This is a genomic window from Rossellomorea yichunensis, assembly GCF_032337515.1.
In the GTDB taxonomy this organism is placed as follows: Bacteria; Bacillota; Bacilli; order Bacillales; family Bacillaceae_B; genus Rossellomorea; species Rossellomorea yichunensis.
Map to the genome: position 1 here is coordinate 193,386 of NZ_JAVYAD010000004.1, position 24,234 is coordinate 217,619.

The following is a 24,234-nucleotide window of genomic DNA, read 5'->3' on the forward strand; positions in this document are numbered from 1 at the left end:
GAGTTATCCTTTGACCGCTCCTTCTGAATGTCCGCTCTGTACAAACTTCTTCTGGAAGATAATATAAATGATGATCACCGGCAGAATCGCAATCAAGGAAGCCGCAAATATCCAAGACCAGTTACTCGCATATTTACCCTGGAACATCATTAGCGCTATCGGCAATGTTCTCATCGCTTCATCCTTGATGATCGTCAACGCAACGAAATATTCATCCCAAGTCCCCGAAAATGAGAAAATGGCCATTGTACCGAGGGCAGGCTTTGAAAGAGGCAGATAGATTCTTCTGAAAATGGTCCAGTTCCCTCCTCCATCCATCAAAATGGATTCTTCCAATTCCTTCGGTACGGTCTCAAAGAACCCTCTCAGGAAGAAAGTAGAACCGACCACACCACCGCCAATATACAATAACCACAAGCCCCAGTAAGTGTTAACAAGCCCAAGGTTCTTAATGACGGTAAATTGAGGAACGATGGCAAGCACAAGTGGAATCATCATCGTGAATAAAAAGATCCTGAATAACAGTTCCTTGCCTGGAAACGTAAACCGGACAAAGGCATAAGCCGTCAACGCTCCAAGGAAAACACTTCCCACCGTGGCGACACCCGCTACCAGCAAGCTATTTAAGAAATAACGAAAGAAATTATTCTTGTTCCATACAATTTCATAGTTTTCAAAATTGGGGACTGCCGTGAACACTTCCTGTGGCTTCGGAAGTGAGTATGCCCCGTTAATGAATGTCGTCATCACCATATAGATGAAAGGTGTGATAAAGACGACGACCCCCAAAATGAGAAACAAATAAACTACCAATTTACTAAAAAAGTTCCCATTCATACGTTTACCCTCCTCTTCTATCTACATGAATTTCTGATTGCTCAGTTTCTTCTGTTGCGTGAATGTAATCAGGAAGATCGTCAGACCCATCATCACACCCAATGCTGAAGAATACCCAAAGTTGAAGTTACTGAACGCCTGTTTATAGATCATGCTCTGGAGCACTTCCGTCTGCCCCATCGGTCCACCGTTCGTGATGAAATACACCTGTGGGAAAAAGTTAAAGGCGCCCATGATTAAATTGATGATGACAAATGCCGTAATCGGGCGCAGCATCGGAATGGTGACAAACCTGAAAGCCTTTATTCCGCTTGCACCGTCGATTGCTGCCGCTTCATAAAGATTCTTCGAAATCCCCTGGAGGGCTGCTAAATAGATGACCACTGTCCACCCCACTGTTTTCCAGATGTGGAACAGCCAGATGACGACCATCGCTGTCCACTGATTCTGCAGCCAACTGATCGGCTCATCCACGATTCCCAAGTTCACAAGCATAAAGTTAATCAACCCATCCTCGCCATCTGCAAACAGATAACGGAAAAGGAATGCAACGACGATCCATGACGTAATGATCGGAAGATAATACAACGTCCTGAACGTAATCTTGTACTTAACAAATTGAATATTGATCAACACAGCAAAAAACAGTCCTAAAAACCAGTTGATTGGGACCGTCACGACTGTATTGAGAAATGTATTCCTGACGGCGTACGCAAAAGCCGGGTCCGAAAAAGCCTTTTTATAATTCTCTAAACCGACAAAAGGACTTTCCGCACCGGGAATGATGTTATAGTCCTGAAAGCTCATGACAATCCCCTTTATGAGAGGATAGATGACAAATATACTTGCCCCGGCAAGCCCAATGAGAAGAAACGGCGAGACTTCCAGCCACTGCTTTGCCCCTTTTTTGAACCGCTCAGAAAATGGTTTTTTTGTAGAAAGAATAAGATCACTGTCATGATTATTTAGATTCGGTTCCACCTTGCTCCCTCCTTATGTCTTTATTAATGAAAGAAGATACTGCACCAGATCGGTGAGTACCTTCTCTTGTCAACACTACTGTTGAAGAATGGCATCCGCTTTCTTCGCAGCATCATCCAATGCTTCTTTCGGTTTCATCTCTCCGCGCATCACTTTCTCGAAGTTCAAGTTGATGACCGTTTCAATTTCAGACCACTCAGCAACCGGAGTACGAGGTAGCGCTGTTTCAAGCTGTTTGACATATTTCTCGACAATCGGATTCTCAATCACGCTTGGATCATTCGCAGCGTTCTTATTCGTAGGAATCAGTCCCGCTTCCGCCATCAGTTTCTGAGGCTCTTCCGTCAACATCCATTTCGCAAACGTCCATGCTTCCTCAGGATGCTCGGAACCTGCAAATGTGACTAGGTTCTCACCGCCGATAACAGAACGGCTTCCACCAGGACCTTCAGGAATAAGACCACTCACAGTCTCTTCTTCCGGTTTGAACTTACTTCCCTCTTCATTCCCCAGAATACTGTAGAACCAAGGGCCGTCATCCAGCATGAGATACTGATCTTCTTTCATACCATCCCAAGCACCCGGTTCTCCGCCCAGGATCGTAGGTGAAAGAAGCCCGTCCTTCTGCCAATTTGCCATTTCTTCAACCGCTGCAATGCTTTCTTTACTATTTAAATAGCCATCGAATTGTGTATAATCATCATTTGTCATCTTACCGCCAAGACTCCAGAAGTATGGAAGGAATCCCCAAGCGTTGCTGCCTCCGATGCCAATTCCACCTTTCGCTCCTGCATCCACCGCTTTCTTCGCGGCATCCTTCAGTTCATCCATCGTTTTCGGCGCTTCTGTGTACCCAGCTTTTTCAAGTAAGTCTTTATTATAGATGGCTATTTTTGTATTCGTATTTACCGGTACTCCATAGTACTTACCGTCATAGATATTCGTAGCCATAGGAGCTTCAAAGACACTGTTCTTCACTTCCTCGAACCCTTCCATACCGCTTACTTCCTGAAGGGCGCCCATCTTGGCAAACTCAGAAACCCACACAATATCCATACGCATCAAATCAGGTGCTTCCCCACCGGAAACCCCGGCAATCACCTGCTGTTTCAATCCTTCATAAGGCATCCTCGTAAGCTTCAACTCAATATCAGGATGTTCTTTTTCAAACAATGGTTTAATCTTCTCATTAAGAATGACTTCTTCCTGATCACTATACGTATGCCAATAATCCAGAACAACCTTATCACCACTGCTCTCAGATCCAGTCTCACTAGATCCCCCACTGCAGCCCCCAGCAAATAACAACGTGGATATCGCTGCACCTGTCATAAACTTCTTCCAAGCCTTCATATCCTTAACCCCTCCCTTTCTATACCTTCATTTTCCTTGAAAGCGCTTTACTATAAAACCGCTTACATTTTTGTGATGGTGTTATATATTTGATTGTTTAAGGAGGTCGGATTGTTGTGGAAATAAAAAAAGTGTCATATCTCTCTGTTTTAGAGAGATATGACACTTTTTGGGAAGCATGGGGGAAGCAGGAAGCATGGGGACGGTTCTGATGCTTCCTAGAACAGGAGAACCGTCCCCTTGCTCCCCTTTCGTTTTAAAATTTCTTTTTCTATATTCTTGATCTCAAAAATCTTCTTCCCATGCTTCTTTTGCGCTCAGTAACCTTTGTGATAAAAACTCATAAAAATTCTTTGCCGTATTGAAATCATCAAGCCCGCCTGTCCTATTCCACACTATTACCGGGCACTCATTATTTTCCATTTCACTCGTATTAAGACAATAAACATATTCTCCAGCATCTTCAATAACTACTAGTTCCTTTTCCATTCCTAACTCTCTATATCTCTTAGTACTCACAACCACAGGAGTTCTATTTGACTTAGCCACTCCTAAAATATCAACACCAAATAGCCCACCAGAACCATAAGTAGTTAAAAACCACTTGAAACTATTTGGTAATTCCACCCCTAGCTCATTTTCAATAGAATGAATTTGAATTACATCTACTCCGCCTGTAAAGTCATCTGGTTCCTTATGCTCATTAACAAAGTTTGTTAATTCCTCTTTATTCATTCCAGGTTCCTCCTTTACAATTCACTTTAATCTATCTGCTTAGCTCTCCATCTCCAATATTTACTTCTAAAATTGTCGTATTGCTTTCTTAAAATGGGGTCGTTTCTAAAACTACCACCATTCTCTACTAAACCATGCAAAATTTTATTATATTCATCGTGCATACTTGCAGGGATTTCAACCATAGATCCTGGCTCTCTTTGAATTAAATGGTGAAGTTCAATGACCGTTCCATCTTTCCAAATGGGCGCTCTTCCTTTTTTCATTAATTGGAAATTTGTCATACCAGTATCAGGATCGACTCGCTTGTAATCAATATCAACCCTTTGAAAAACCCTTCTGCTAATATCTTTTACCTCTCCATTAACCTTTGTTACTCCTGTATATTCCACAGCATTATAATTTTTACACTCTTTCCTAGAAACTTACCTTTGCCAAATACCACATCTTCATTTTTTTCATAATAATAACCAAAGTTTGTCCAAACCATTGTTTACCTTGACCATAACATAATATTAAGAGTGAACTTACTATCTTTCAGAAAGAATTCTATGAACGAATGGTAATCACCAGTTTACTATTACGTTTCTCACTACTCCATTCTGCCTGTGATTTGCACTCCAAGGATATTTACTAGCTAGATCGTGATGAGTACCTTCTTACATCATCTACTACTATGATTTTTTTCATTAGATTTGTTTTGTTTTGTTTTGAATGATAGACCTCTTAACGAGTTTTCAATCAATTTTATAAAAGGAGAGGAATAACCATGTCAAATGGATGTAATCAAAATCCTATAGGAACTTGTTCGGAAGCAGAAGGAATTGGCACAGTCGCCAGTGGGTCAGCCTCACATGCAGAAGGAATCAATACAAGAGCTGGGGGAAATGCTTCCCATACAGAAGGTTATATTACCGAAACAACAGCGAGTATAGCACATGCCGAAGGTGCCTCTACCACTGCCAATGGAGTGGCTTCCCATGCAGAGGGATACGCCACGACTGCCGGTGGAGCACATTCTCACGCTGAGGGAAACCATACAATCGCTAGTGCTCAGGACTCTCACAGCGAGGGGCGGTTCACATCAGCTATCAATCTAGCTGCCCATGCAGAAGGAAACTTGACTACAGCCTCGGGCATTGCGTCTCATGCCGAGGGAGAAAATACGGTTGCTAGCGGGCTCGTTTCTCATGCAGAAGGACAAGGGACGATGGCTCAAGGAGAATCTTCCCATGCAGAAGGCGACCAGACGGAAGCAAACGGAAGAGCTTCTCACGCTGAAGGAAACTTGACAGTGGCTAGCGGCATTTTTGCCCATGCGGAGGGACAGCGCACCCTCGCTTCTGGCGATCTTTCCCATGCTGAAGGAAATCAGACGCAGGCAATCGGCCAAAACTCTCATGCAGAAGGCGCTCTTACCATTGCGAGCGGTTTCACTTCGCACGCGGAGGGAGTGAACACAATTGCCTCCGGATTCTTCTCCCATACTGAGGGGCAATCGACGGATGCGAATTTTTTAGAGGGCGTTCATATCATGGGACAATTCGGCGCTGCAAACGAACTTCCTTATTCGTGGTACTTGGCAAATGGTACGGATGCTTCGAATCCAGGTTTGGCGGCAAAAATATTAAGCGACGGTAACGTCAAAATTGATGGCGCCGTCACCACCCCGGCAGCAGACTATGCGGAAATGTTTGAAACGATGGATGGAAATCCGATTGATTTCGGCTACTTCGTTACATTGGAAGAGGATAAAGTGCGTATAGCGAATGATCAAGATGATTATGTGCTGGGAATCACAAGCGCAAAGCCGGCTTTCTTGGCCAATAGCGGAGAGCTGCGATGGAAACATAAGTATGTGACTGCTGAATGGGGTGAAATTTTGTATGAAGATGTCTCACTTCCAGCATTATTTGACTCTGGCGGTAATGTCACCGTACCACAACGGAGAGAACGAAGACCGATATTGAACCCTAATTGGGACTCGACTAAGGAATATATTCCACGCTCCAAAAGACCGGAATGGGTGGCGGTTGGTCTAATGGGACAACTTCTAGTTCGTGATGATGGCACATGCCAACCGAATAGTTATTGCAAACCAAACAATGAAGGAATTGCAACAGCCTCAGACCAGGGTTATAGAGTCACGAAACGTATGGGTCAAAATCAAGTCATGATAGTCGTTCCTCAGCATTATAGAAATCCTAATAAACAGACTGTTGATCAACTAGTAAAACTTGCAAATTTAAAAGAACAGGGCTACCTTACTGAAAAGGAATTTCAGATAGAAAAGAACAAGCTATTAAACTCTTAATAATTTTATTTCTTCGAACCTAGAATGGTAGACTCATGTTCTTAACACTCCCCATGATCATTGAATTCATGAAGTATGTATTGATTGCCATTTCACTTACACAACTTGGTTTCGGTTTTTTGATTTTATTATTAGGGAACACCATGGTGAATTTCTACAGAGTCTCCATTTATGAAAACCCGGAAAATTCCATCCAGAAAATGAGTAACTTTTTTCAAAAGACCACCATATGGTTAGGCTATTTCATTTACACCAAACTCTCTAAATTCAATTGGATTCTGAAAAAAAGTCTATTACTCGGATGTTTAGTCATCCAGGGAATCGTACCGATCATACTGTAAGAAATCACACTGAGATTACTGGATTGGTTATTATTCTAATCCGATAAAGTTCGAAATAAATCCCCAAGATAACTATATTAAAAAAGAAGTACGAGAAATCGCCACTGCTTCAGGATTATAAATGAACAGAGTTTCCGTTTATATAATGTAAAGAGAGGAGAATTTTTATGGAGATGAAAAGTATCGGTATTTTAATATCCAGTCTCTCCGTCCTAACCTTTTGCATTGTAAAGGCCATTGAAGAAGCATCAAGATATATCTCCAATGGAACATTTGATTTCATGGGGTGGTACATCTATGGATTGATTGTCATCGTTTTCTTGACTGGAGTATTTTTATTAATCAAAAGGGATGAAAGTGAATCCTAGATTTCCTTATTTCGAAAAGGATATGGGTACGTATTTGATACTTCAACTTATGAAGTTTCAGGTACGTACCGCTCTTTTCCCTTTCACACTCTCAGTTAACTGACGAAGCAGCCGCTTCATCCGCCTTCACACAATCAATCGCAATAACAAGAGCAATCATCATCGTCTCCATCTCTTAATTCATTACTTTCACCCTGTAACTGTCGCCCCAAGTGAACCACTCCTTGCCCACTTCGCCTACAACCTTTCCATGCTGCAATATTTGAAAATCCATATCCCACCAATTACCCTGCACTTCAATGCCTGCCGCATCAATCGTATAGCGTGCTTTCAGAATGGAGAATTCCTTCTTGATCGTCAATACCTCTTGACCATTCACCTCAACAAAAAACTTCGGTAAAAAGCTGAACGTCTTCTTCGTAATAAGGGCCACTTCATCCCTGCTTGTATTCATAATGGAGAAAGTCTTCGGAACCTTCATAAAGCTTCCCTCTACATAATATCGATCCTTCTCCTCTTGATCCTTTACCGTGAATTTCCCGCTAAGGCTAAATACTTTTTGTTTTATATAAAGCTGCCTCATGATTTTGCCTCCCACTCTTGAGTCTTTATTTTATTTACGTTTGAGGTGGGATTTAGTTCCAAAGGGATGCCATCATTTTTTCACTCAACAATCTGCAGCGAATTCTTGAGGGATGCTGCCTCAGAATAGAAGCACGGGGACGGTTCTCCCGCTTCCAATTCATCAAAAAAAGAAGCAAAGGAACCTTCCCCGTGCTTTACTTCCTCCTATCCATCCACTCCTCAAGCGTCATCATCTCAAACTCTTCTTGATGATCCAATCGCAATGGAGCGATGAATTCAAGTGAATTTCCGTCGGGATCATCGAAATACAGACAAGCATGGGCCTGTGGATTGTTGGGAAGGACGATCGGCTGCCGTTCTGCTGAAAACCCGAACGCTTCCCGCACCTCGACTTCTCTTTCTTTTAACCATTCCTTCGCCTTTATGATATCCTCCACTTCGACATGAAAGGCAATATGCCGGATGGAAGCATGATACGGGATGTTCACCTCATCCGCCTCCCACAACCCAAGCCAGCTTCTCCCTTTCTCAATCCAGACAAAGGAAACCTTCCCGCTCTCATAAGCCAGCTCCAAACCAAGCTTCTGATAAAATTCGATGGACTGTCTCATATCACTTACAGGTAAATGAGCTTCATATAATCCTTTAATCATGGTGGTACCTCCTTTTTTTCTTCATTTTAGTATCCTGCCAAAAAGAATGGCTCCGAAATTCGTTTGAAATGTTTCTAAGACTTTTGGTTGAGACCATAGGGACAGGTCCCTTGGCTCCCCATTTTTAACAACCAAGGGACCAATCTTTTCAAAGGGAAAATCGGGAGGAACATGTGGGGCGGTTCTTCTGCCTTCCTTTAATCGAAAAAAGAAGCAAGGGAACCGTTCCCTTGCTTCCAGAGTATTAGCTTTCTAATTCCTTCTTCACTTTTTCCAGCGTCTTATTTTTGTATTTCGTTTTTGCTTTCGGTGCACGTGGATCGGTAGGATTTTGTAGGCCATAGTTTGTTTCGATGAATTTGAAATCGTTCATATCAACTATACCATCAAAGTTGATATCCGCATCACGGTGATCCGTTCCCCAGTATGTTTGCATATAGATGGCGTCCAATATATCAATGACCTGGTCACCGTTGACATCTCCTGCTATCATCTGAGGAAAGCCTTCGGTGTCAAATTCGCCTCGGATCTTATCCCCGATTTGCTTAAAGACCGTGAATGGATTGCTATATTTAAAGTGCCCCGGTACATGGATGGAGTAGGTGAATTCTTCGTCTGTAATCGGCAATTTAACATAAAGTCTTGGATATTCAGCAATCCCGTTATTCTCCATGACAATCGTTCCGTCGTACTGATTGTTGGAATCATCTGTTGCATACCCATCAATCCCTGCTTTGGTAAAATCATTCCCAAACGGAATTCCCTCTGCAAAAACAGGAACTTTCACCTGTGAAAAAGACGGGTCAACATAGGATTCCACAGCTACACTAGGGAGAGAGACTTCAGTGCCTTCCCCATTCGTATAGGTAGACGTTATATTTTGTAATTGTAGGACACCCTCATAGTATTTTTCATCTTTCACTTTCACTTTTACATTCACAGCAGGGGTGGTGCCGGTTAGACTCTCTGGATTGTTTATGTCCAAATGAATCGTTTGTTTTCTCGTTCCCGTTCCATTTGCAGTATCCTCATGATTCATCTGAACGCTTGCCTTTTTCTCCAATTCCGGATGGACGGTTACACTTTCTATCTCAAAATGGTCACTCAAATAATCAAAGGTAAAGGTTTGATCTTTGATTCCTGAGGTATTATTCATTTTGATCGTATAGGTGACAGTTTCTCCCATTGTCGGGTTAATTTTATCCGGTGTCGCATCCACATATGGTGTTCCTTTCTTGACGAAGTAGGTGGCATGTGCGTTTGGATAATTCACCGCACTCGATATTCCGACACCGAAGAATCGAACCGGAAGAATCGGAAGGGAATCATCAAGCGGCAGATTAGCTGCAAATGTTCCATCCGGATTAAGTGGAACGTCTCCATTTGGCGCATATTTAGCAGTAGTGATGTATTGGTTGTACTTTGGAACCTCTTTATTGTAGTATAGTACAACTTCGTTGGAAGCCTGGTTAACGTCGAACCCATACTTCTTCATGTGGTCGATGTTTTCTTCATGGATGCTCCCCTCTACCTGAACGGATTTCTGTCCTTCTTCATATTCATAGACACCATGTGGCAGGGAGGTGATAGAGAATTCAGGGGCAGAATTATCAACAAACACATATTGATCTTTGGTAAATGTGTTCCCCTGATCGTCTGTAGCAACGGCCCTTAGTGTATAATTTCCATGTTTAACGAACTGAGCCACCACATTCGAGAATTGAGATTGCAAGTATTCAGGATCCGTTGAAAACGGCTCTTTCTGATCACCAATGAATGGTAAGTAAAACCCCGTATTCAATACCAAATTACCGTTATTTGGTTTTACATTCAATCCACTGACGAACCCACCATGACCGACTATATCATCTGTTTCAGGATCTACGTACAAGAAATCCACTCGTTTGATATGACCTTTCACCTGATAATTCATCATAAGATAATTCTTCATAAAGGGATTGACATCTGAATACCCCACTGACGCCATCGTTTGGCCGGATACAATGTCAAACTTCTCAAATTTATTTTCTTCATATGTTACACCGAAAGGGATCTGGTACGTTTCAGAAGGATCTTCTATGTTTGTATAAGTTACATAACCTTCGTATGTCCCCTTTTCTGCTGTCTTTGGAATAGAGAGAAAAACAGACGTTTTTTTACTTTTGTTCCCTTTTACAGTGATGGTATCGGTGGTTGTCACGTTTACTCCATTTTTTTCTGCGTCTTTGGATTCACTCAATCCTGTTTGGAATTGTACCGTCACATCAAATGTTTTATCCTTTTTCCCATTGTTGGTAAGCTTTACAGAACGTTTATCCAAAATGTGATCCCCATTGTAAACCACTCGACCGAAACTAAGACCTCCTGTTTCTTCATCGATCGTCTCGGTTTCCCCGTTTTCAATCAGTTGAGTTTCATCTCTGACTGTGATTTCCATTGTTGAATGAATGGCTTCATACGGATCTACACGCCCTGCCCCCTGCTCAAATACGCTATAAGGCTTGCTTAATGGATCTGCTGTGTTCATCAGGATCGTTTTAATATCGGACGGACTCAAATCAGGATTGGATCCAATTAACAGTGCCGATATACCTGCTACTACCGGAGCCGACATGGAGGTACCGGAGAATCGTTGATACGCGTATTGATAATCGTCCCCATTATCCCCGTTCACTACATCTGATGGAACGGTGGACATCATTGAAACCCCAGGTGCTGTCACTTCCGGCTTTATATCGTAATTTGTACGGGATGGTCCCCGCGAACTGAATTCTGCCAGCGTATCACCTTGTGTTTTCTCTTCTTTCATTTCTCCAAATGTAAAGTCATTCTCACCAGACTCAAGCTTTTCTTTTAGAGCCAATCCTTCTTCATTATTTAGTGAAAAAGTGGGAATGTATTCCCGTCCTTCAGCAAAATACGCAGGGATATGCCCTTCTTCCGGATTATCATTGAATAGGAGCACGGCAGCTGCACCAAGTTCCTTTGCAGCCAGGATCTTATTCACTAGTGGAATGCTTTGCCCTCTGCTTATAAGGGCAATCTTGCCTTCCAGATCCTTGCCTGTGAAATCCGCTTCCGTTCCCATCCCTGCATAAACAATTGGAAGGGTCTTTTTCTCTAGTGTTTCAAGATCATCCCCGTATCCTATCGCCATGAGACGCAAGTCTACAGACAATGCATCCAATGATCCTGTTGACGTAGAGAGAGTCACTGGTACATCGTTCGCCCCTACCGTGAGCGCCAGTGCAGCGGCACTCGGAGTACCCAGCGTATACATGGCATTCCCTGAATTCCCGGCAGAAAGCACCATCGTTACCCCGCTTAATACGGCATGGTTCACAGCCATACTCACAGGGTTCATTGGATCATTCAGGGCACCGCTGAGTGACAGGTTCATCACATCCATGCCGTCCTCAATCCCTTGTTCTATCCCTGCCATGACATTTTCAAACGTACCAGATCCATATGGTCCTAAAACACGGTACGCATGCAATTCAGCATCGGGTGCAATCCCTTTTGTGGCGAATTTACTCTGATTCGTCCCTTGACCGGCAACCGTCCCTGACACATGCGTCCCATGACTTGTATAATAGACTCTGCCACCCGAAACTTCCGGCCTTCCTGAATCCTTCCAGTCCTCATAGGTGGTTTCCATTGGATCTTTATCATTATCGACAAAGTCATATCCACCTTTATAAGCGGCTTTCAAATCAGGATGGTTATAGTCGATACCGGTATCAAGCACGCCTACTTTTATGCCTTTCCCTGTGAAGCCTTCTTCATGGAGCTTGTCCACTTGTAAGTAGGAACGTTCATCTGACATGCCGATTCCACTGTGTTCCGCATCGATATCTTTCGATTGAACAAGTGGTTCTACTTGAACTTCAGCATCACTGTACACAGCTTTAACGGTATTGGATTGCAATAAATCTTTCGCTTGATTGGCTGGGAGTTTCATAGATACACCGTTAAAGGCTGTTTTATACGACCGCTTTACTATGTATCCAGCGTTTTTGCCCTTCCCTTTTCCATCCAATATCTTATCTAAGTCTTTATTAAACGCATCATGTTCCTTCTCGACTTGAGCTTTGGCTTGTGCTTCAGACAAGTCTTTTCCTTCTGCTTTGGCTTTTATGACTGCCACTTTGGACGGACTCTGGTTAAACTCAACGATAACAGAAATTTCTTCTGTACTATCCGGATCAATCTCCGGTGCCAGATGCAAACCTGTTTGATTGATTGATTGCAGCTTTACAAGAGCTTCCCTTTGTTCTGGAGACAATTCTTGAAGTGCCTGCTCAGTGGGTGAAGAACCTGATTGAGCCTCTAGTTCCACCGAGTCTTTGATTAAAACGTCCGGTGTCTTAGAAGCAGCCTGTGCTTCTGAAGGCAGACCAGAATACGATACTGGTAGACTTCCAGAAATGAGCCCTGCTCCTAACGCAATGATGGTCGCTTTTTGCAGCTTATTTTTCATTCCGTGTTTTCTCTCCCCTATCAAACTATATTTTTACTAACCATTCATCTTAAATTATTTCCGTTATTCTGTCATAAAGCAATTGGGTTATTGTAGGCACCTTGGATATAGGCACCATCGTTTATATGTGCAAAAAACGACACAAATCAACATAAACTCCATGCCTGATTAACCCAATAATTTTCATTCAAAAGACTTAATAGTATAGAGGATTGCTACTGCCAACGCACAAAAAAAAGAAGCAAGAGGACCGTCCCCTTGCTTCCTTCCATTTTTACTTCAAACTCCCCGAAAGCTCCGTAAAGATAACCCCCAGCGCATATGCACCGGCATCCGGATGACCGAGGCTTCTTTCCCCTACGGTACCGGCACGTCCCATCCGGGCAACGATTTCCTTCGTCTTCTCGGCTCCTTCTACAGCGGCCGCTGCTCCTTTTTCAAAAGCAGTCTTGAAGTCATCACCGTTTGCGGCGCATTCTGACCAGGAATCCGCACAAGGGACGAGTGCATCCACGAGTGTTTTGTCGCCGACCTCTGCCCCTCTGCCGAAGGATCTTTCGCCTGTATCCTGGATTCCCTTCACGGCAGCCTGCAGCATATTAGCGAATTCTTCCACGGTCAGCTCCATTCGATCTTCTGCCGCTTTCCCTGCAGCCCGGAATGCAGATCCCCATATCGGACCGGAAGCACCACCGCAGTATTCCATGATGACCATGGAACTTGCGTCTAAAAAGCTGCCGATTGTGAGATTATCCTGACTCAGGATATCTTTCCACTCCCGTTTCAATTGCTTGAAGCCTTTGGAAACGCTCATCCCGAAATCCCCATCCCCGGCATGTGAATCCAATTCACAGAAAGGTACTTCGTTCTTGATGATGATGTCGCTCATTTTATCCACGAGGTATATGATGTTCTCAAGTGAGGCTATATTATTCTTGATTACAGCGTTCTCTTCCGGTGTTTCCACCTCGAATGATACCGGCTTCGTTTCATCATCCTCCTCGAGGTCGATGTACTCGACACCCGGAACCGGTCCGTCCACTCTGAACGCAGGTGCAGTACTTTCACTGGATAGCAATGTTTTCAACTCTTCGTCGAGCTTCATTACGGTCAGGGAAACGCCTTCCATATCGATGCTTGTCATGTAATTGCCGACAAACGCACGGTTAATCGCAATCTTTTTATCCGATAAGACTCTGGTAACGGCATTGTTGAAAAGGTATAACTCTTGCAACGGCGTACCCCCAAAGCCGTTGACTAGGATCGCGATTTCGGAAGAATCCCCCTCTTCCATTTTCAGATCCTTCAGAAGGTCGTTCACCATACGCTGTGCCAAATCATCAGCGGACGCGATTTTTTCCCGTCTTGTCCCCGGCTCACCGTGAATCCCGACACCATATTCGATTTCATCGTCACCCAATTTGAACGTCGGAGATCCGCTGGCCGGGACGGTACATGATGTTAGTGCGAAGCCAATGCTGCGGACATTTTCAGCAGCCTTCTCCGCCACCGCTTTGACTTCCATCAAGTCCCTGCCCTCTTCCGCAGCCGCTCCGGCAATTTTATGTACCAACACAGTTCCCGCTACACCGCGTCGTCCCACTGTATAAAGGCTGTCTTCCACCGCTATATCATCATCGACTTTGACGTATTCCACCGGGATGCCATCTTCTGAAGCCAAGTGAGCGGCATTTTTAAAATTCATGATATCCCCGCTGTAATTCTTAATGACCAGCAGGGCTCCCTTTTTACCGGCTGTTGCTTTAATCGCCTGATATACCTGGATCTGCGAAGGCGATGCAAACACATCACCGCACACGGCAGCATCAAGCATCCCTTTCCCCACAAGCCCCGCATGTGCAGGCTCATGTCCGCTTCCTCCACCGCTGATCAAGGTTACCTTATTTTCATTCAAATCCTTTTTCTTCATCACCTTATACTTTTTCATAAACTCAAGCTCCGGATGAGCCATGGCCATCCCATTGCACATCTCCACGACCAAATCTTCAGGTTCATTCATGACTTTCTTCATTCATAACTCCTCCTTCAGTTTATCGTTGCTCAAATTATCTCACTGACCACCTTAAAACGAAAGTAAGAAGCATGGGACGGTTCAGATGCTTCTTCTTGATAAAAAAAAGAAGTACGAGCATCGTCCCCGCTTGATCAATTATGATAAGATTATATTATCAGAATTTTACAAATTATTTTAGTTGGATACAAAAAAATTTGAGTGATTTAGGAGAGATGATGATGATATTTTTATGTATGGGCTATTTCAACTCTGAAAAAATGGTGGTAAGGTGCTGATTGATGCAGGTCTGGAGTCAGAGATCAAAAACTTGCGCCGTGTGGATGGGAACGTCATGGTAACAGATGGTCCGTTTACAGAATCGAAAGAGCTGATCGGAAGCATATTCATTTTTGAAGCAGAGGACATGGATGAGGCGATTCGGCTTGCCTCTATTCATCCGACAACGCAATTAAATATAGGAGAAGAGTTTGGGTGGCGGATCGAGATCCGTCCTGTTCATTACTTTAAGAATGATAAGTGAGTTACCATAATAATAGATTCATCCTTTTCACACTACTTTAAGGAGTGGATTAAATGACAAATGGAGCGGGTTTAGTTCAGGACGTTCTTGAAACGTACAAGTGTGCCGTTTATGAAAGCGATGTTGAAAAATTCCTATCTATCTATGCGGCAGACGTACATATTTATGACTGCTGGGGAAACTGGGAGTGCAAGGGTATCTCTTTTTGGAAAGAAAGTGTGACAGAGTGGTTTAATGGTTTGAAGGAAGACAATTATGTGCTAAAAGTGGATGTTAATGATTTAACTATTGAGGAAAATACGAATGTTGCATTCGTGCATTGTGCCGTGACCTACTCTGCTTTCAGGGGGGATTCTGAAGAGAAACATCGTCAAATGACCAACCGTTTTACATTTGGCTTTAAAAAAGTAAATGGGTCTTGGCTTATCACACACGAACATTCATCATTGCCAATCGATATGCAAACTGGAAAGGGAACCTTTAACCTAAAATAATAAGAAGCATCGGGACGGTTCTGATGCTTCCTCTTTATGTAAAAATGAAGCAAGAGAACCACCCCCACGCTTCCAAAAAAAGGCCAGTCACCCGGATCGTTTCCGGTGGACTGGCCTTGATGACAAATGGTAATGAAATCTTCACTGCTCATACTTCCGGATCTTGAGTTGCGTTTCGTTCACTCATGAATCCCTTTCACCACTTTCGCCGGCACTCCTGCAGCCACGACATTTTCCGGAACGTCTTTCGTGACAACCGCTCCTGCAGCAATGACGGAATTGTCCCCGATTGTGACACCAGGCAGGATCGTGGCATTGGATCCGATCCAAACGTTCTTCCCTAACGTCACCGGTGACGCGAATGTGGTGTTCCTCGTCTCCAGAGGCAACCCGTGATTCAGTGTTGCAATCGTGACATTCATGCCGATCAGTGAACCGTCTCCAATATGAATGCCGCCCCTGTCCTGGAACGAACACCCTGTATTGAAGAACACATTTTTCCCGATATTAATGTTTTTCCCGAAGTCCGTATAAAATGGCGGGAAGCACATGAAAGAAGAATCCACTTCGGTGCCGGTCAGCTCGCTGAATATCTCGACGATTTCTTCCTTGGAATGATAAGAAGTATTCAATTCCATCGTGATCCGTTGGGCTTCGTAGCTGCATTGAGTCAGCAGGCCGTGCAGTTCTTTATCCTCACCCGAAATAGGGTTTCCTTCTCTGCAAAACTCGAGGAACTTCTCCATATCCATGATCTTGTCACCTGCCTTGTCTGTAATTAAATCGTGCTTGTATCAATGACAAATCGATACTTCACATCAGAACCCAATACTCGTTCGTACGCTTCATCAATATAATCAGCCGAAATCACTTCAATCTTAGGGACGATTCCATGCTCCCCACAGAAATCGAGCATTTCCTGTGTCTCGCGAATTCCTCCGATCATGGAACCGGCAAATGAACGGCGGTGACCAATCAATGAGAACACATTGACTTCTAATGGCTCTGCAGGTGCTCCCACATTGACCATTGCTCCATCAAGCGTCAAAAGCGATAGGTACGCACTGATATCAATCTTGGCACTTACCGTGTTAATGATCAGATCAAATGTGCCGGCAAGTTTCTCGAACGTATCTGTCTCGGTGGTGGCATAATAGGCTTCTGCCCCGAATTCCAAGCCATCCTCTTTTTTATTTAACGTACGGGAAAGGACGGTCACTTCGGCTCCCATGGCGTGTGCGATCTTGACTGCCATATGACCGAGTCCACCCATGCCGACCACTGCTACTTTCTTTCCTGGGCCTGCATTCCAATGGTTCAATGGAGAATACGTCGTAATCCCGGCACATAATAGAGGTGCCGCAGCGTCAAGCTCGATGTTATCAGGGATGCGGAGTACGAAATCTTCCGTTACCACGATATGGGTGGAATAACCGCCTTGAGTAGGCTCGCCATACTTGTCCACACCTGCGTATGTCGGTACGTTTCCTTTGAGGCAGTATTGCTCTTCCCCTTCACGGCAGTTCTTACATTCGCCGCAGGAATCAACCATACAGCCTACCCCTACCCGGTCGCCGGCTTTGTATTTCGTAACCTCGGAACCTACCTCCGTGACGATTCCCGCGATCTCGTGTCCGGGTACGAGTGGATACTTCACTTCTCCCCATTCACCATGTGCCGTATGAATATCTGAATGGCAGATCCCTGCATACTTGATTTCAATCAGAACATCATGCACATCAAGATCGCGCCGCTCGATTTCAGCCTCTCTGAAAGATTTGTCAGGACCGTCAACAGCTCGTGCTTTAGCAATTACCATGAATAAAAAACCTCCTGTAATAGTAGCTTTCAAGAGACAGGTCAACAAACCTGATGAACTCTTGTTCAATCAATGGTAATACCTATAGTTAACTCTAGGTCAAGAGATAACTCTCATCCAATCTGCGCACTTGGTTTGCTTTGACATCAGGTCATAACCGTGCTACGATTTTTCCACAAACATAGAGTTAACTCGACGTCTAGATTAATAGAAAGGGAGAGCGAATATGAAGACCTATTCAATTGGCGAAGTGGCAAAAGAGTTGAATCTTTCAATATATACCCTGAGATACTACGACAAGGAAGGCCTCATGCCTTTTGTCGAACGGACAGAGAATGGCACACGACGATTTAAAGAATCGGATATCTCCGCATTACACATCATCGAATGCCTTAAATCCACCGGGATGCCGATCAAGGAGATCAAACATTTCATAGACTGGTGCTCAGAAGGCGATGCCACCCTGCAAAATCGATATGATATGTTCTTAGAAAGAAAAGCAACCGTAGAAGCAAAGATCAAAGAACTTCAGCAAACCATGGAAGTCATCGACCATAAATGCAGTTACTACAAGACTGCATTGGAAGCTGGTACGGAAGAGGTTCATAAGGGCAATAAGATAGAGATTATCAATTCATAAAGCTGCACCCGCTGCCATAGAATCCTGGGGAAGGGTTCTATGGTTTTTTTATAAAGGGTCGGAAGCAGAATTCAGTCCCCACCAGTCTGGTCCTTATTTTATATATGGTTACGTAAACAATAAAAAGGTCAGGTCCTTGATAAACAAGAAACCCGACCTTTTTTGTTCTTATTCCTCTATCCCCACAGACCAGCCACCATCTGCCTTCATCACCAGCGCATAATACCCATCCGTCTTCAACATTTGCCGGGTAGAGCCTTCATACGCCCCGATCTCATTCACCATCAGCCCTTGGCCGTTCAGCATAACGATAAAGTTGGATGAACCGTTATGAGAGAAGTTGAATTTGTAATTGCCGCTCTTGATGTTGAAGAATACGACGTCATCGCCGGAGCCTTCCAAGGTGGTCGGTGCATCGGCTATCTCCACCGGCGGCGACTGGTAGATTGTATATTCCCAAGGACCGTCTGCTTTGATGTTCAAGTAGTACGTTCCGTCCACAGGGATCTGTGCAAATGTCTTCCCTTTATAGCTGCCGATTTCATTGACCAGGAGTTCAAGGTCGTTCCCGTTTTCGTCCTGCAGCTGCACAATAAAGTTCGCTCCCCCGGTATGACTTCCATCGAAGATTGCCCAGCCGGATGTTAGCTTAACCCCGTCGGACGCTGTATCCCCATTGCCGCTCACTTTGATCTTCGATTCCTCGAATTCCTTTTCTGCTTTCTCTTTCGCTTCAGCCTCTGCTTTTGCCACCATCTCCGACTCATACTTCCCCACTTCTTCCATCGAAGCAAACGGAATCACTTCCATGATGGACTCCCCATCTGTTGTCGCTACCAGGATTCCGTCAGTGGCCTGCAGGACATAGCCAACATTTCCATTCCCGATTGAGATGCTTTTCGGATGTTCGACGTTCAGATCTTTTTTCACTTTCTTAAAATCCTTATCACTCATCCCCGCAGTAACAGCTGCCTTTACCTCTTCAATCGTGGCCGGCTTTTTTTCTGTCTGCTTTTTCTCTTCTTTATGATCAACTTTCTCTTCTTTTGCCGCCTTCACTTTCCCTTCATCCGCTTTCACATCACTAGTGGCCGTTTCGCTTGTCGGACTGTTCAGCACTCCGACCATAAACAAAACAAAAAGCCCCGCGGCGACCCCAAATCGTTTCTTCGCCTTACCCGACTTTCTCACCAACGCCACCAACCCCAACACGATAAAAACCAGGAACCCCAAGAACCCCATTCCAGCTAACGCATCAAACATGTAAACCCTCTCCTTTTTTATTCATTTCAACAGTAGAAAAACGAATTAGTCATTTACATATTTAGGATATAACAAGACCCTTTTGAAAATTTGCTCAGGTGAAATAAAAAAAGAGGAATAGTCTTGGAGGGGAAATAAGGACTTGGTCAAATATCCAAATTATCGTAAATTGAAATCCTTGCGAAGCGAATGATTGTACTGAAGTCCTCTAACACAAAAAGACTTCCAATCCGCTATCCGAAAATCTAAAAATCCCTTGCAGTTGACGTAAGGAGACGTGTCAGCCACCCCTCACAAAAATAGTGCCAGCCCCCATTGTGTTCACAAAATAACGAACCGGGGGCTGGCACCAATATTTTATTGACATAAACCAACTATCTCGAGATACACATAGTGGTCTTTCCCATTACGTTATGCCGCCAACGCAACATTACTTTAATCCTTCCACAATATCCTCAAGACTTCTACCGGCATCCTTATTCTTCGCCTTATCCTTCACTTCTAGCATCGGGTTCACCATTAAGTAGTTTTTCTGGATATACGTCATGTCTTCCATATCGACTTCCCCGTCAAAGTTGAAGTCTGCCTGGCGTTCAGCAGAACCCCAGTGCGTTTCAAGGTAAAGAGCATCTCGGATATCGACGATTTGGTCGTGGTTGGCATCTCCTGCAATGGCCGGGAAGAATTTGATGGTCTGCTCTTCCCCATACCCACTCTCACGGCCGATCCGGAATTCTTTCACGACTTTCAGATGGCCCGGTGCTTCAAAGGTAAGGGTCATCTGTTCTTGAGTGGAAGGCAATTGGATCTTGAACTTTCCGTCCTCGATGACTTGTCCTTCATATTCATTTCCTTCCTTGTCGGTGGCTTTGATGGTTGCTCCCAGTGCCTTGTAGTCAATATCTGTTGTCAGAAGCTTTCCATAGGCATCCCGGAGGAAGACGGCTTCACCGTTCATATCGCCCGTCAATTCAGAGAAACTTGACCAGACTTTGACAGAAGGAGAAATCCCTTCAAGCGTGACCCTGGTGTCATCCGCTTTTGTCAACTTGATGGCACTTGACGTTAATGGGAGATGGTTACTATAAAACCCGTCTTTTTTAAATGTCACCTGTATGTTCAGTAAAGAGCTGTTTGTCGAAGCCTCAATCGCTTCACCTGTTGCAGACGTTAACGTGACGGTCATCCCTTGAGGTGTTTCTTCTGTTTCAACGGCAACCTTGTCTTTAAACTCCTCTGCGACTTGCACATTATCGATGTCGACCATCTTTTGATCGAAAGCATACGAATAGGAGATTTGCTTCCAAGCATCATGATGATGAGCGGAAACGGAGTAATTCATACTCTCTCCCGTCATTACCTCTTTCTCAGCTGGGACAGTCGCGAGGTATGGTGTCCCTTTCTTCACAAAAAAGTACTCTTGCTGCTGCGCATTAACGCCTGCCCGGTCTCTCCCTTTCACAATATAGGAAGTGACTTTCTTGTAGCTTGGAAGATGGCCGTTAATCTGGAAGTTCCCTTCATCATCCACCGCAACGGGCTGATCATAGTAACTGCCACTTGATCGATAAGACACACCATTATCTCCTTGATTCACCACAATGCCCGTTTCATTTGCAAGGTCGATTTGTTCATCATGGATAGACCCCTTGATGGCAAATGACGTCGCATCCGGCTCCAGTTCGATGATGCTTTTCTCAAGATCTGTCTTTACACTCGGCATTTCGTTATCCAAAACGAACGGTTTTTCGATGATTGTCTCTTTTCCGTCGTCAGCTGTAAACACAAATTTCGCTTTATAAGCACCCTGTTCTGCTTCTACTGTTTCATAGGCAATCGGGTGATCCGGATCATCCGTTAACGGATAATAACTCCCGTCAAAATATCCGTAAAAATAGGCCTGGGTATTTTCGTGGATGAATCGTCCATCCATACTGCCAAGGAACCCGATATCCTGATTCGTTTCAGCATCCATCAGGAAGATGTCTATACTCTTCATATGAGAGTTCAAGGAGAAATTCCCGTTCAATGCAGGCGTTCTAGCGTACCCATTTTCCCTGATGGTCGTGAGTACATCGGTCGTTTGAACATAGTCGACCCCTTCTTTTATTTTTCTTACGGCAAATGGAATCTGATACACTTCTTCTTTGTTCTTACTATTGGTAAACGTTACGTACCCTTCGTAAATGCCCGTTGCTGCCGTCTCAGGGATCAGAAGTTCCACAGAGATTCCCTCTTTTCCTTTGGCCTTTACTGAGACCGTTTCAGGAGTCACAAGCTTCACACCCTGCGCCTCCCCATCTACGGACCCTCTTGCATTTACATTGAAGGTTACATCAACGGCATATTCTTTCTCCGTGTCCGATGTATTCTGAATGGTGATGTCGCGGGAGTCCTCGATATCAGCTCCATTTACAAACTTGGTCCCGAAGCTTAAAGCACCCGTTAACTCTTTGATTTCCTTTTCGTTGTCGTTCTTTACTTGTGGCGTTGTATCTTCTACCTGGATAATCGTAGTCGCCTCTGCGGCTTCCAGGGCATCCACCTTACCGGCACCTAGATCAAATACACTGTAGTTGGCAGTGAGATCGTCGGCTGTATTCATCAGCATGCTCTTGATGTCGGCCGGGTCACTCTTCGGCTTCTCTTCTATGAGAAGGGCGGCAATTCCAGCCACATGAGGGGTGGCCATGGACGTACCCGAGAACTTGGCGTAGGATTGCGTGTAATCCTCCACGTGGTGATAGTGCTTCGGCACGGTGGATAAGATACCGGCTCCTGGTGCAACGACTTCCGGTTTGATATCATACGTCAATCTTGCCGGTCCGCTCGAGCTGAAGAAAGAAACGTAGTCATCCCTTGCCACTTCTCTTTCTTTCACCTCATTGAATGTAAAGGTGACTTCCTCTGTTTGCAGGGCCTGAACGATTTCATTGGCTTTTCTTCCTTCCAGGGTAAAGGCAGGAAGCATATGGGGATCTTCTGGATATGAGTCTGAGATGAATCCCGGAGAGTTCTTGGAGTATCCGAAGGCAACAGCCGCCCCTTTTTCCTTCGCCACCGTATAGGCTTCACTTAAACGACTGTATCCACCGGTTTTGATTAATACGATCTTACCCGCTACATCTTTCCCTTCATATTCCGCTTCCGTTCCTTGACCGACGTCCACGATTTCAAGCGTCTTTCCTTTCAAATCACGTGGATTGACTCCAAGCTCGGAAGTCGAATAGCGCACTTCGATTTCCCCTTGCAGCTGGTCTGATTGCAGAGACCCCATAAAGTTGGCATAGCTCATCTTTGTATCTGTCGAGCCCACGGTAATGCCAAGTGCTGACGTTGCCGGTGATCCCACAGAGTACAGCCCGGGTCCTTCATTCCCTGCAGCGAGGACCGATGTGACACCTGATAAAACTGCGTTGTTAATGGACTGCGATAAAGGGGATCTCGGATCATTCAGGATATTCCCAAGGGAAAGGTTGATCACATCCATCTTCTCTTTCACCGATTGATCGATGGCCTGCATGATGTCTTCTGTCGACCCGAAGCCGTATGGTCCCAGTACCCGGTACGCATATAAATCGACATCCGGTGCGACTCCTTTGACAGAAAGTGGAGTCTTGCCATCGCCTTGACCTGCGAGTATCCCTGCTACATGGGTACCATGTGAGGTGTAATACAAGGTTGGATTGTATAAAGGCATTCCTGATTCCTTCCACTCCTCATAGGTCGCTTCCATCGGATCATGATCTTCATCCACGAAATCATAGCCGCCTTTATATGCATCCTTTAGATCGGGGTGATTGTAATCGATTCCTGAATCCAGCACCGCCACCTTGACACCCTTGCCTGTCAATCCTTTTTCATGCAGCTTGTCCACATTCGTCATTTCATGGGGATGCTTCCCAAGATAGATACTGCTTTGCTCTGCTTCATTGACAACCGGCTCGATCAGCTCTACCTTCCCGTTCTCCCACACATTTTTGACATGTTTCGATTCTATCAGCTTGCTCACCTGAGAGGCAGGCAGCGATAAGGTCACCCCATTATAGGACTCCTTGAAAGAGCTTGTGATCTTCCCTTTGATCTTCAGCTTCTCAAGATCTTCTTTGAAACTCTTATGCTCTTTCTCTACTTTGGACTTTGCTTCTTCAATAGAAAGCGTATTCCCGTTCATCTTTTCGAGTAACACGTCGGTCACAGGAGCATGTCCTTTCAATTCGACGATGACGGAAATGTCTTCCTCACTCGAAAGATCAATGCTCGCAGGCAGCTGAATGCCCCCTTCTGCAGACGTACTCGCGATCTCTTTCACGACACGTCTTTGTTCCGGAGTCAACGCACTCAACACCTCATCCGAAGTGACCATGGACCCGGCCTCTGCCACATCCGTCCCTTGGGAAACAAAAGGAAGTCCACTCACAGCCAAAGATCCAACTAAGGCAGAAACCGTCAATCCCTTTAATAGATTCTTAGAATCGATCTTCTTCAAATAATATTCCTCCATTCCTATTTCAACTGTCTTTACAATAAAAATTTTAAAGGGAAACAATGGAAGAGAGTATGGGGGTTTTCAATTAGGGATTTAGTCGCAAACGAAAGCAATAAGTTCTTTCCAGCGACTTTACAGCGGATTAAATATAATCAGAATGGATCATTTTTCAGTCATCCTATTGGGGGATTTCTGACTATTCATTTCTATTTGCAGGCAGAGTCGGGAACGAACCCATTTACCCATTACTCTTTCAGGATCCGAAGCCCCTCATGGGTCAGTGCATCAAAACGAAATGAAGAGCGGCGACTGGGGGCCAGAACCCGA

The 24,234-nt window shown here is 44.5% G+C and carries 18 protein-coding genes and 1 pseudogene; 6 read left to right on the forward strand and 13 right to left on the reverse strand.

Translation table 11 applies throughout. From position 1 onward, the window contains the following. Nucleotides 1-3: 3 nt before the first annotated feature. The 5 genes from RSX31_RS11960 to RSX31_RS11980 all read right to left on the reverse strand — a co-directional run bounded on the left by RSX31_RS11960 (nucleotide 4) and on the right by RSX31_RS11980 (nucleotide 4,298). Nucleotides 4-837: a carbohydrate ABC transporter permease gene (locus RSX31_RS11960; protein WP_034761677.1), complete on the reverse strand. Its 834-nt coding sequence runs from the start codon at nucleotides 835-837 to the stop codon at nucleotides 4-6. A gap of 21 nt (nucleotides 838-858) precedes the next feature. After that, a complete protein-coding gene (locus RSX31_RS11965) occupies nucleotides 859-1,818 on the reverse strand; it encodes a carbohydrate ABC transporter permease (protein WP_315634688.1) in 960 nt (319 codons plus the stop codon). 75 nt (nucleotides 1,819-1,893) lie between these two features. Further along, on the reverse strand, nucleotides 1,894-3,171 hold the full coding sequence (locus tag RSX31_RS11970; RefSeq protein WP_315634689.1) for an extracellular solute-binding protein: 1,278 nt from the start codon (nucleotides 3,169-3,171) through the stop codon (nucleotides 1,894-1,896). Nucleotides 3,172-3,456: 285 nt separating this feature from the next. Beyond that, complete coding sequence (locus RSX31_RS11975; RefSeq protein ID WP_315634690.1) at nucleotides 3,457-3,906, reverse strand: SMI1/KNR4 family protein; 450 nt, start codon at nucleotides 3,904-3,906, stop codon at nucleotides 3,457-3,459. A gap of 26 nt (nucleotides 3,907-3,932) precedes the next feature. Beyond that, entirely contained in the window at nucleotides 3,933-4,298 is a 366-nt protein-coding gene (locus RSX31_RS11980; RefSeq protein WP_315634691.1) for an HNH/ENDO VII family nuclease, read from the reverse strand. A gap of 377 nt (nucleotides 4,299-4,675) precedes the next feature. On the opposite strand from RSX31_RS11980, the gene RSX31_RS11985 reads away from it, so the two are divergent. From RSX31_RS11985 to RSX31_RS11995, 3 genes are all read left to right on the forward strand, one after another. Further along, complete coding sequence (locus RSX31_RS11985; protein WP_315634692.1) at nucleotides 4,676-6,220, forward strand: peptidase G2 autoproteolytic cleavage domain-containing protein; 1,545 nt, start codon at nucleotides 4,676-4,678, stop codon at nucleotides 6,218-6,220. 35 nt (nucleotides 6,221-6,255) lie between these two features. Continuing rightward, entirely contained in the window at nucleotides 6,256-6,561 is a 306-nt protein-coding gene (locus tag RSX31_RS11990) for a hypothetical protein (RefSeq protein WP_315634693.1), read from the forward strand. 167 nt (nucleotides 6,562-6,728) lie between these two features. Beyond that, nucleotides 6,729-6,929 (forward strand): hypothetical protein, encoded by a 201-nt coding sequence (locus RSX31_RS11995; RefSeq protein ID WP_315634694.1) that lies wholly within the window; start codon nucleotides 6,729-6,731, stop codon nucleotides 6,927-6,929. 91 nt (nucleotides 6,930-7,020) lie between these two features. Here the strand turns inward: RSX31_RS11995 and RSX31_RS12000 are convergent. The 4 genes and pseudogenes from RSX31_RS12000 to dhaK all read right to left on the reverse strand — a co-directional run bounded on the left by RSX31_RS12000 (nucleotide 7,021) and on the right by dhaK (nucleotide 14,679). Then, nucleotides 7,021-7,512, reverse strand: a pseudogene (locus RSX31_RS12000) (LURP-one-related/scramblase family protein). A gap of 196 nt (nucleotides 7,513-7,708) precedes the next feature. Further along, entirely contained in the window at nucleotides 7,709-8,167 is a 459-nt protein-coding gene (locus RSX31_RS12005; protein WP_148994795.1) for a VOC family protein, read from the reverse strand. Between the two features lie 244 nt (nucleotides 8,168-8,411). Next, a complete protein-coding gene (locus RSX31_RS12010) occupies nucleotides 8,412-12,647 on the reverse strand; it encodes a S8 family serine peptidase (protein ID WP_315634695.1) in 4,236 nt (1,411 codons plus the stop codon). A 274-nt stretch (nucleotides 12,648-12,921) separates the two neighbouring features. Then, nucleotides 12,922-14,679 carry a dihydroxyacetone kinase subunit DhaK gene (gene dhaK, locus RSX31_RS12015; protein ID WP_315634696.1) on the reverse strand — a complete coding sequence of 586 codons (1,758 nt, stop codon included), beginning with the start codon at nucleotides 14,677-14,679 and terminating at the stop codon, nucleotides 12,922-12,924. Between the two features lie 271 nt (nucleotides 14,680-14,950). Between dhaK and RSX31_RS12020 the strand changes: the two genes are divergently transcribed. Together RSX31_RS12020 and RSX31_RS12025 are read left to right on the forward strand one after the other, a co-directional pair. After that, nucleotides 14,951-15,202 carry a YciI family protein gene (locus RSX31_RS12020; RefSeq protein ID WP_315634697.1) on the forward strand — a complete coding sequence of 84 codons (252 nt, stop codon included), beginning with the start codon at nucleotides 14,951-14,953 and terminating at the stop codon, nucleotides 15,200-15,202. Nucleotides 15,203-15,255: 53 nt separating this feature from the next. Then, on the forward strand, nucleotides 15,256-15,696 hold the full coding sequence (locus RSX31_RS12025) for a YybH family protein (protein ID WP_315634698.1): 441 nt from the start codon (nucleotides 15,256-15,258) through the stop codon (nucleotides 15,694-15,696). A 179-nt stretch (nucleotides 15,697-15,875) separates the two neighbouring features. Here RSX31_RS12025 and RSX31_RS12030 read toward each other — a convergent pair whose 3' ends face one another. After that, nucleotides 15,876-16,448: a sugar O-acetyltransferase gene (locus RSX31_RS12030; protein ID WP_315634699.1), complete on the reverse strand. Its 573-nt coding sequence runs from the start codon at nucleotides 16,446-16,448 to the stop codon at nucleotides 15,876-15,878. Nucleotides 16,449-16,474: 26 nt separating this feature from the next. Further along, nucleotides 16,475-17,515: an NAD(P)-dependent alcohol dehydrogenase gene (locus RSX31_RS12035; RefSeq protein WP_148967598.1), complete on the reverse strand. Its 1,041-nt coding sequence runs from the start codon at nucleotides 17,513-17,515 to the stop codon at nucleotides 16,475-16,477. A gap of 226 nt (nucleotides 17,516-17,741) precedes the next feature. Here RSX31_RS12035 and RSX31_RS12040 point away from each other — a divergent pair, with 226 nt between their 5' ends. Then, nucleotides 17,742-18,155: a MerR family transcriptional regulator gene (locus tag RSX31_RS12040; protein ID WP_315634700.1), complete on the forward strand. Its 414-nt coding sequence runs from the start codon at nucleotides 17,742-17,744 to the stop codon at nucleotides 18,153-18,155. 168 nt (nucleotides 18,156-18,323) lie between these two features. Here the strand turns inward: RSX31_RS12040 and RSX31_RS12045 are convergent, their stop codons facing one another. Beyond that, nucleotides 18,324-19,418, reverse strand: a complete 1,095-nt coding sequence (locus RSX31_RS12045; protein WP_315634701.1) for a hypothetical protein — start codon at nucleotides 19,416-19,418, stop codon at nucleotides 18,324-18,326. 430 nt (nucleotides 19,419-19,848) lie between these two features. Further along, nucleotides 19,849-23,907, reverse strand: coding sequence for a S8 family serine peptidase (locus tag RSX31_RS12050; protein ID WP_315634702.1), 4,059 nt, complete (start codon nucleotides 23,905-23,907; stop codon nucleotides 19,849-19,851). Nucleotides 23,908-24,234: the final 327 nt, after the last annotated feature.

Excerpts from the sequence above, each read along its gene's own strand:
- RSX31_RS11960 (WP_034761677.1), bottom strand. The coding sequence starts at position 837 with ATGAATGGGAACTTTTTTAGTAAATTGGTAGTTTATTTGTTTCTCATT.
- RSX31_RS11970 (WP_315634689.1), bottom strand. The coding sequence starts at position 3,171 with ATGAAGGCTTGGAAGAAGTTTATGACAGGTGCAGCGATATCCACGTTG.
- RSX31_RS11975 (WP_315634690.1), bottom strand. The coding sequence starts at position 3,906 with ATGAATAAAGAGGAATTAACAAACTTTGTTAATGAGCATAAGGAACCA.
- RSX31_RS11985 (WP_315634692.1), top strand. The coding sequence starts at position 4,676 with ATGTCAAATGGATGTAATCAAAATCCTATAGGAACTTGTTCGGAAGCA.
- RSX31_RS11990 (WP_315634693.1), top strand. The coding sequence starts at position 6,256 with ATGTTCTTAACACTCCCCATGATCATTGAATTCATGAAGTATGTATTG.
- RSX31_RS11995 (WP_315634694.1), top strand. The coding sequence starts at position 6,729 with ATGGAGATGAAAAGTATCGGTATTTTAATATCCAGTCTCTCCGTCCTA.
- RSX31_RS12005 (WP_148994795.1), bottom strand. The coding sequence starts at position 8,167 with ATGATTAAAGGATTATATGAAGCTCATTTACCTGTAAGTGATATGAGA.
- RSX31_RS12010 (WP_315634695.1), bottom strand. The coding sequence starts at position 12,647 with ATGAAAAATAAGCTGCAAAAAGCGACCATCATTGCGTTAGGAGCAGGG.
- dhaK (WP_315634696.1), bottom strand. The coding sequence starts at position 14,679 with ATGAAGAAAGTCATGAATGAACCTGAAGATTTGGTCGTGGAGATGTGC.
- RSX31_RS12025 (WP_315634698.1), top strand. The coding sequence starts at position 15,256 with ATGACAAATGGAGCGGGTTTAGTTCAGGACGTTCTTGAAACGTACAAG.
- RSX31_RS12030 (WP_315634699.1), bottom strand. The coding sequence starts at position 16,448 with ATGGATATGGAGAAGTTCCTCGAGTTTTGCAGAGAAGGAAACCCTATT.
- RSX31_RS12035 (WP_148967598.1), bottom strand. The coding sequence starts at position 17,515 with ATGGTAATTGCTAAAGCACGAGCTGTTGACGGTCCTGACAAATCTTTC.
- RSX31_RS12040 (WP_315634700.1), top strand. The coding sequence starts at position 17,742 with ATGAAGACCTATTCAATTGGCGAAGTGGCAAAAGAGTTGAATCTTTCA.
- RSX31_RS12045 (WP_315634701.1), bottom strand. The coding sequence starts at position 19,418 with ATGTTTGATGCGTTAGCTGGAATGGGGTTCTTGGGGTTCCTGGTTTTT.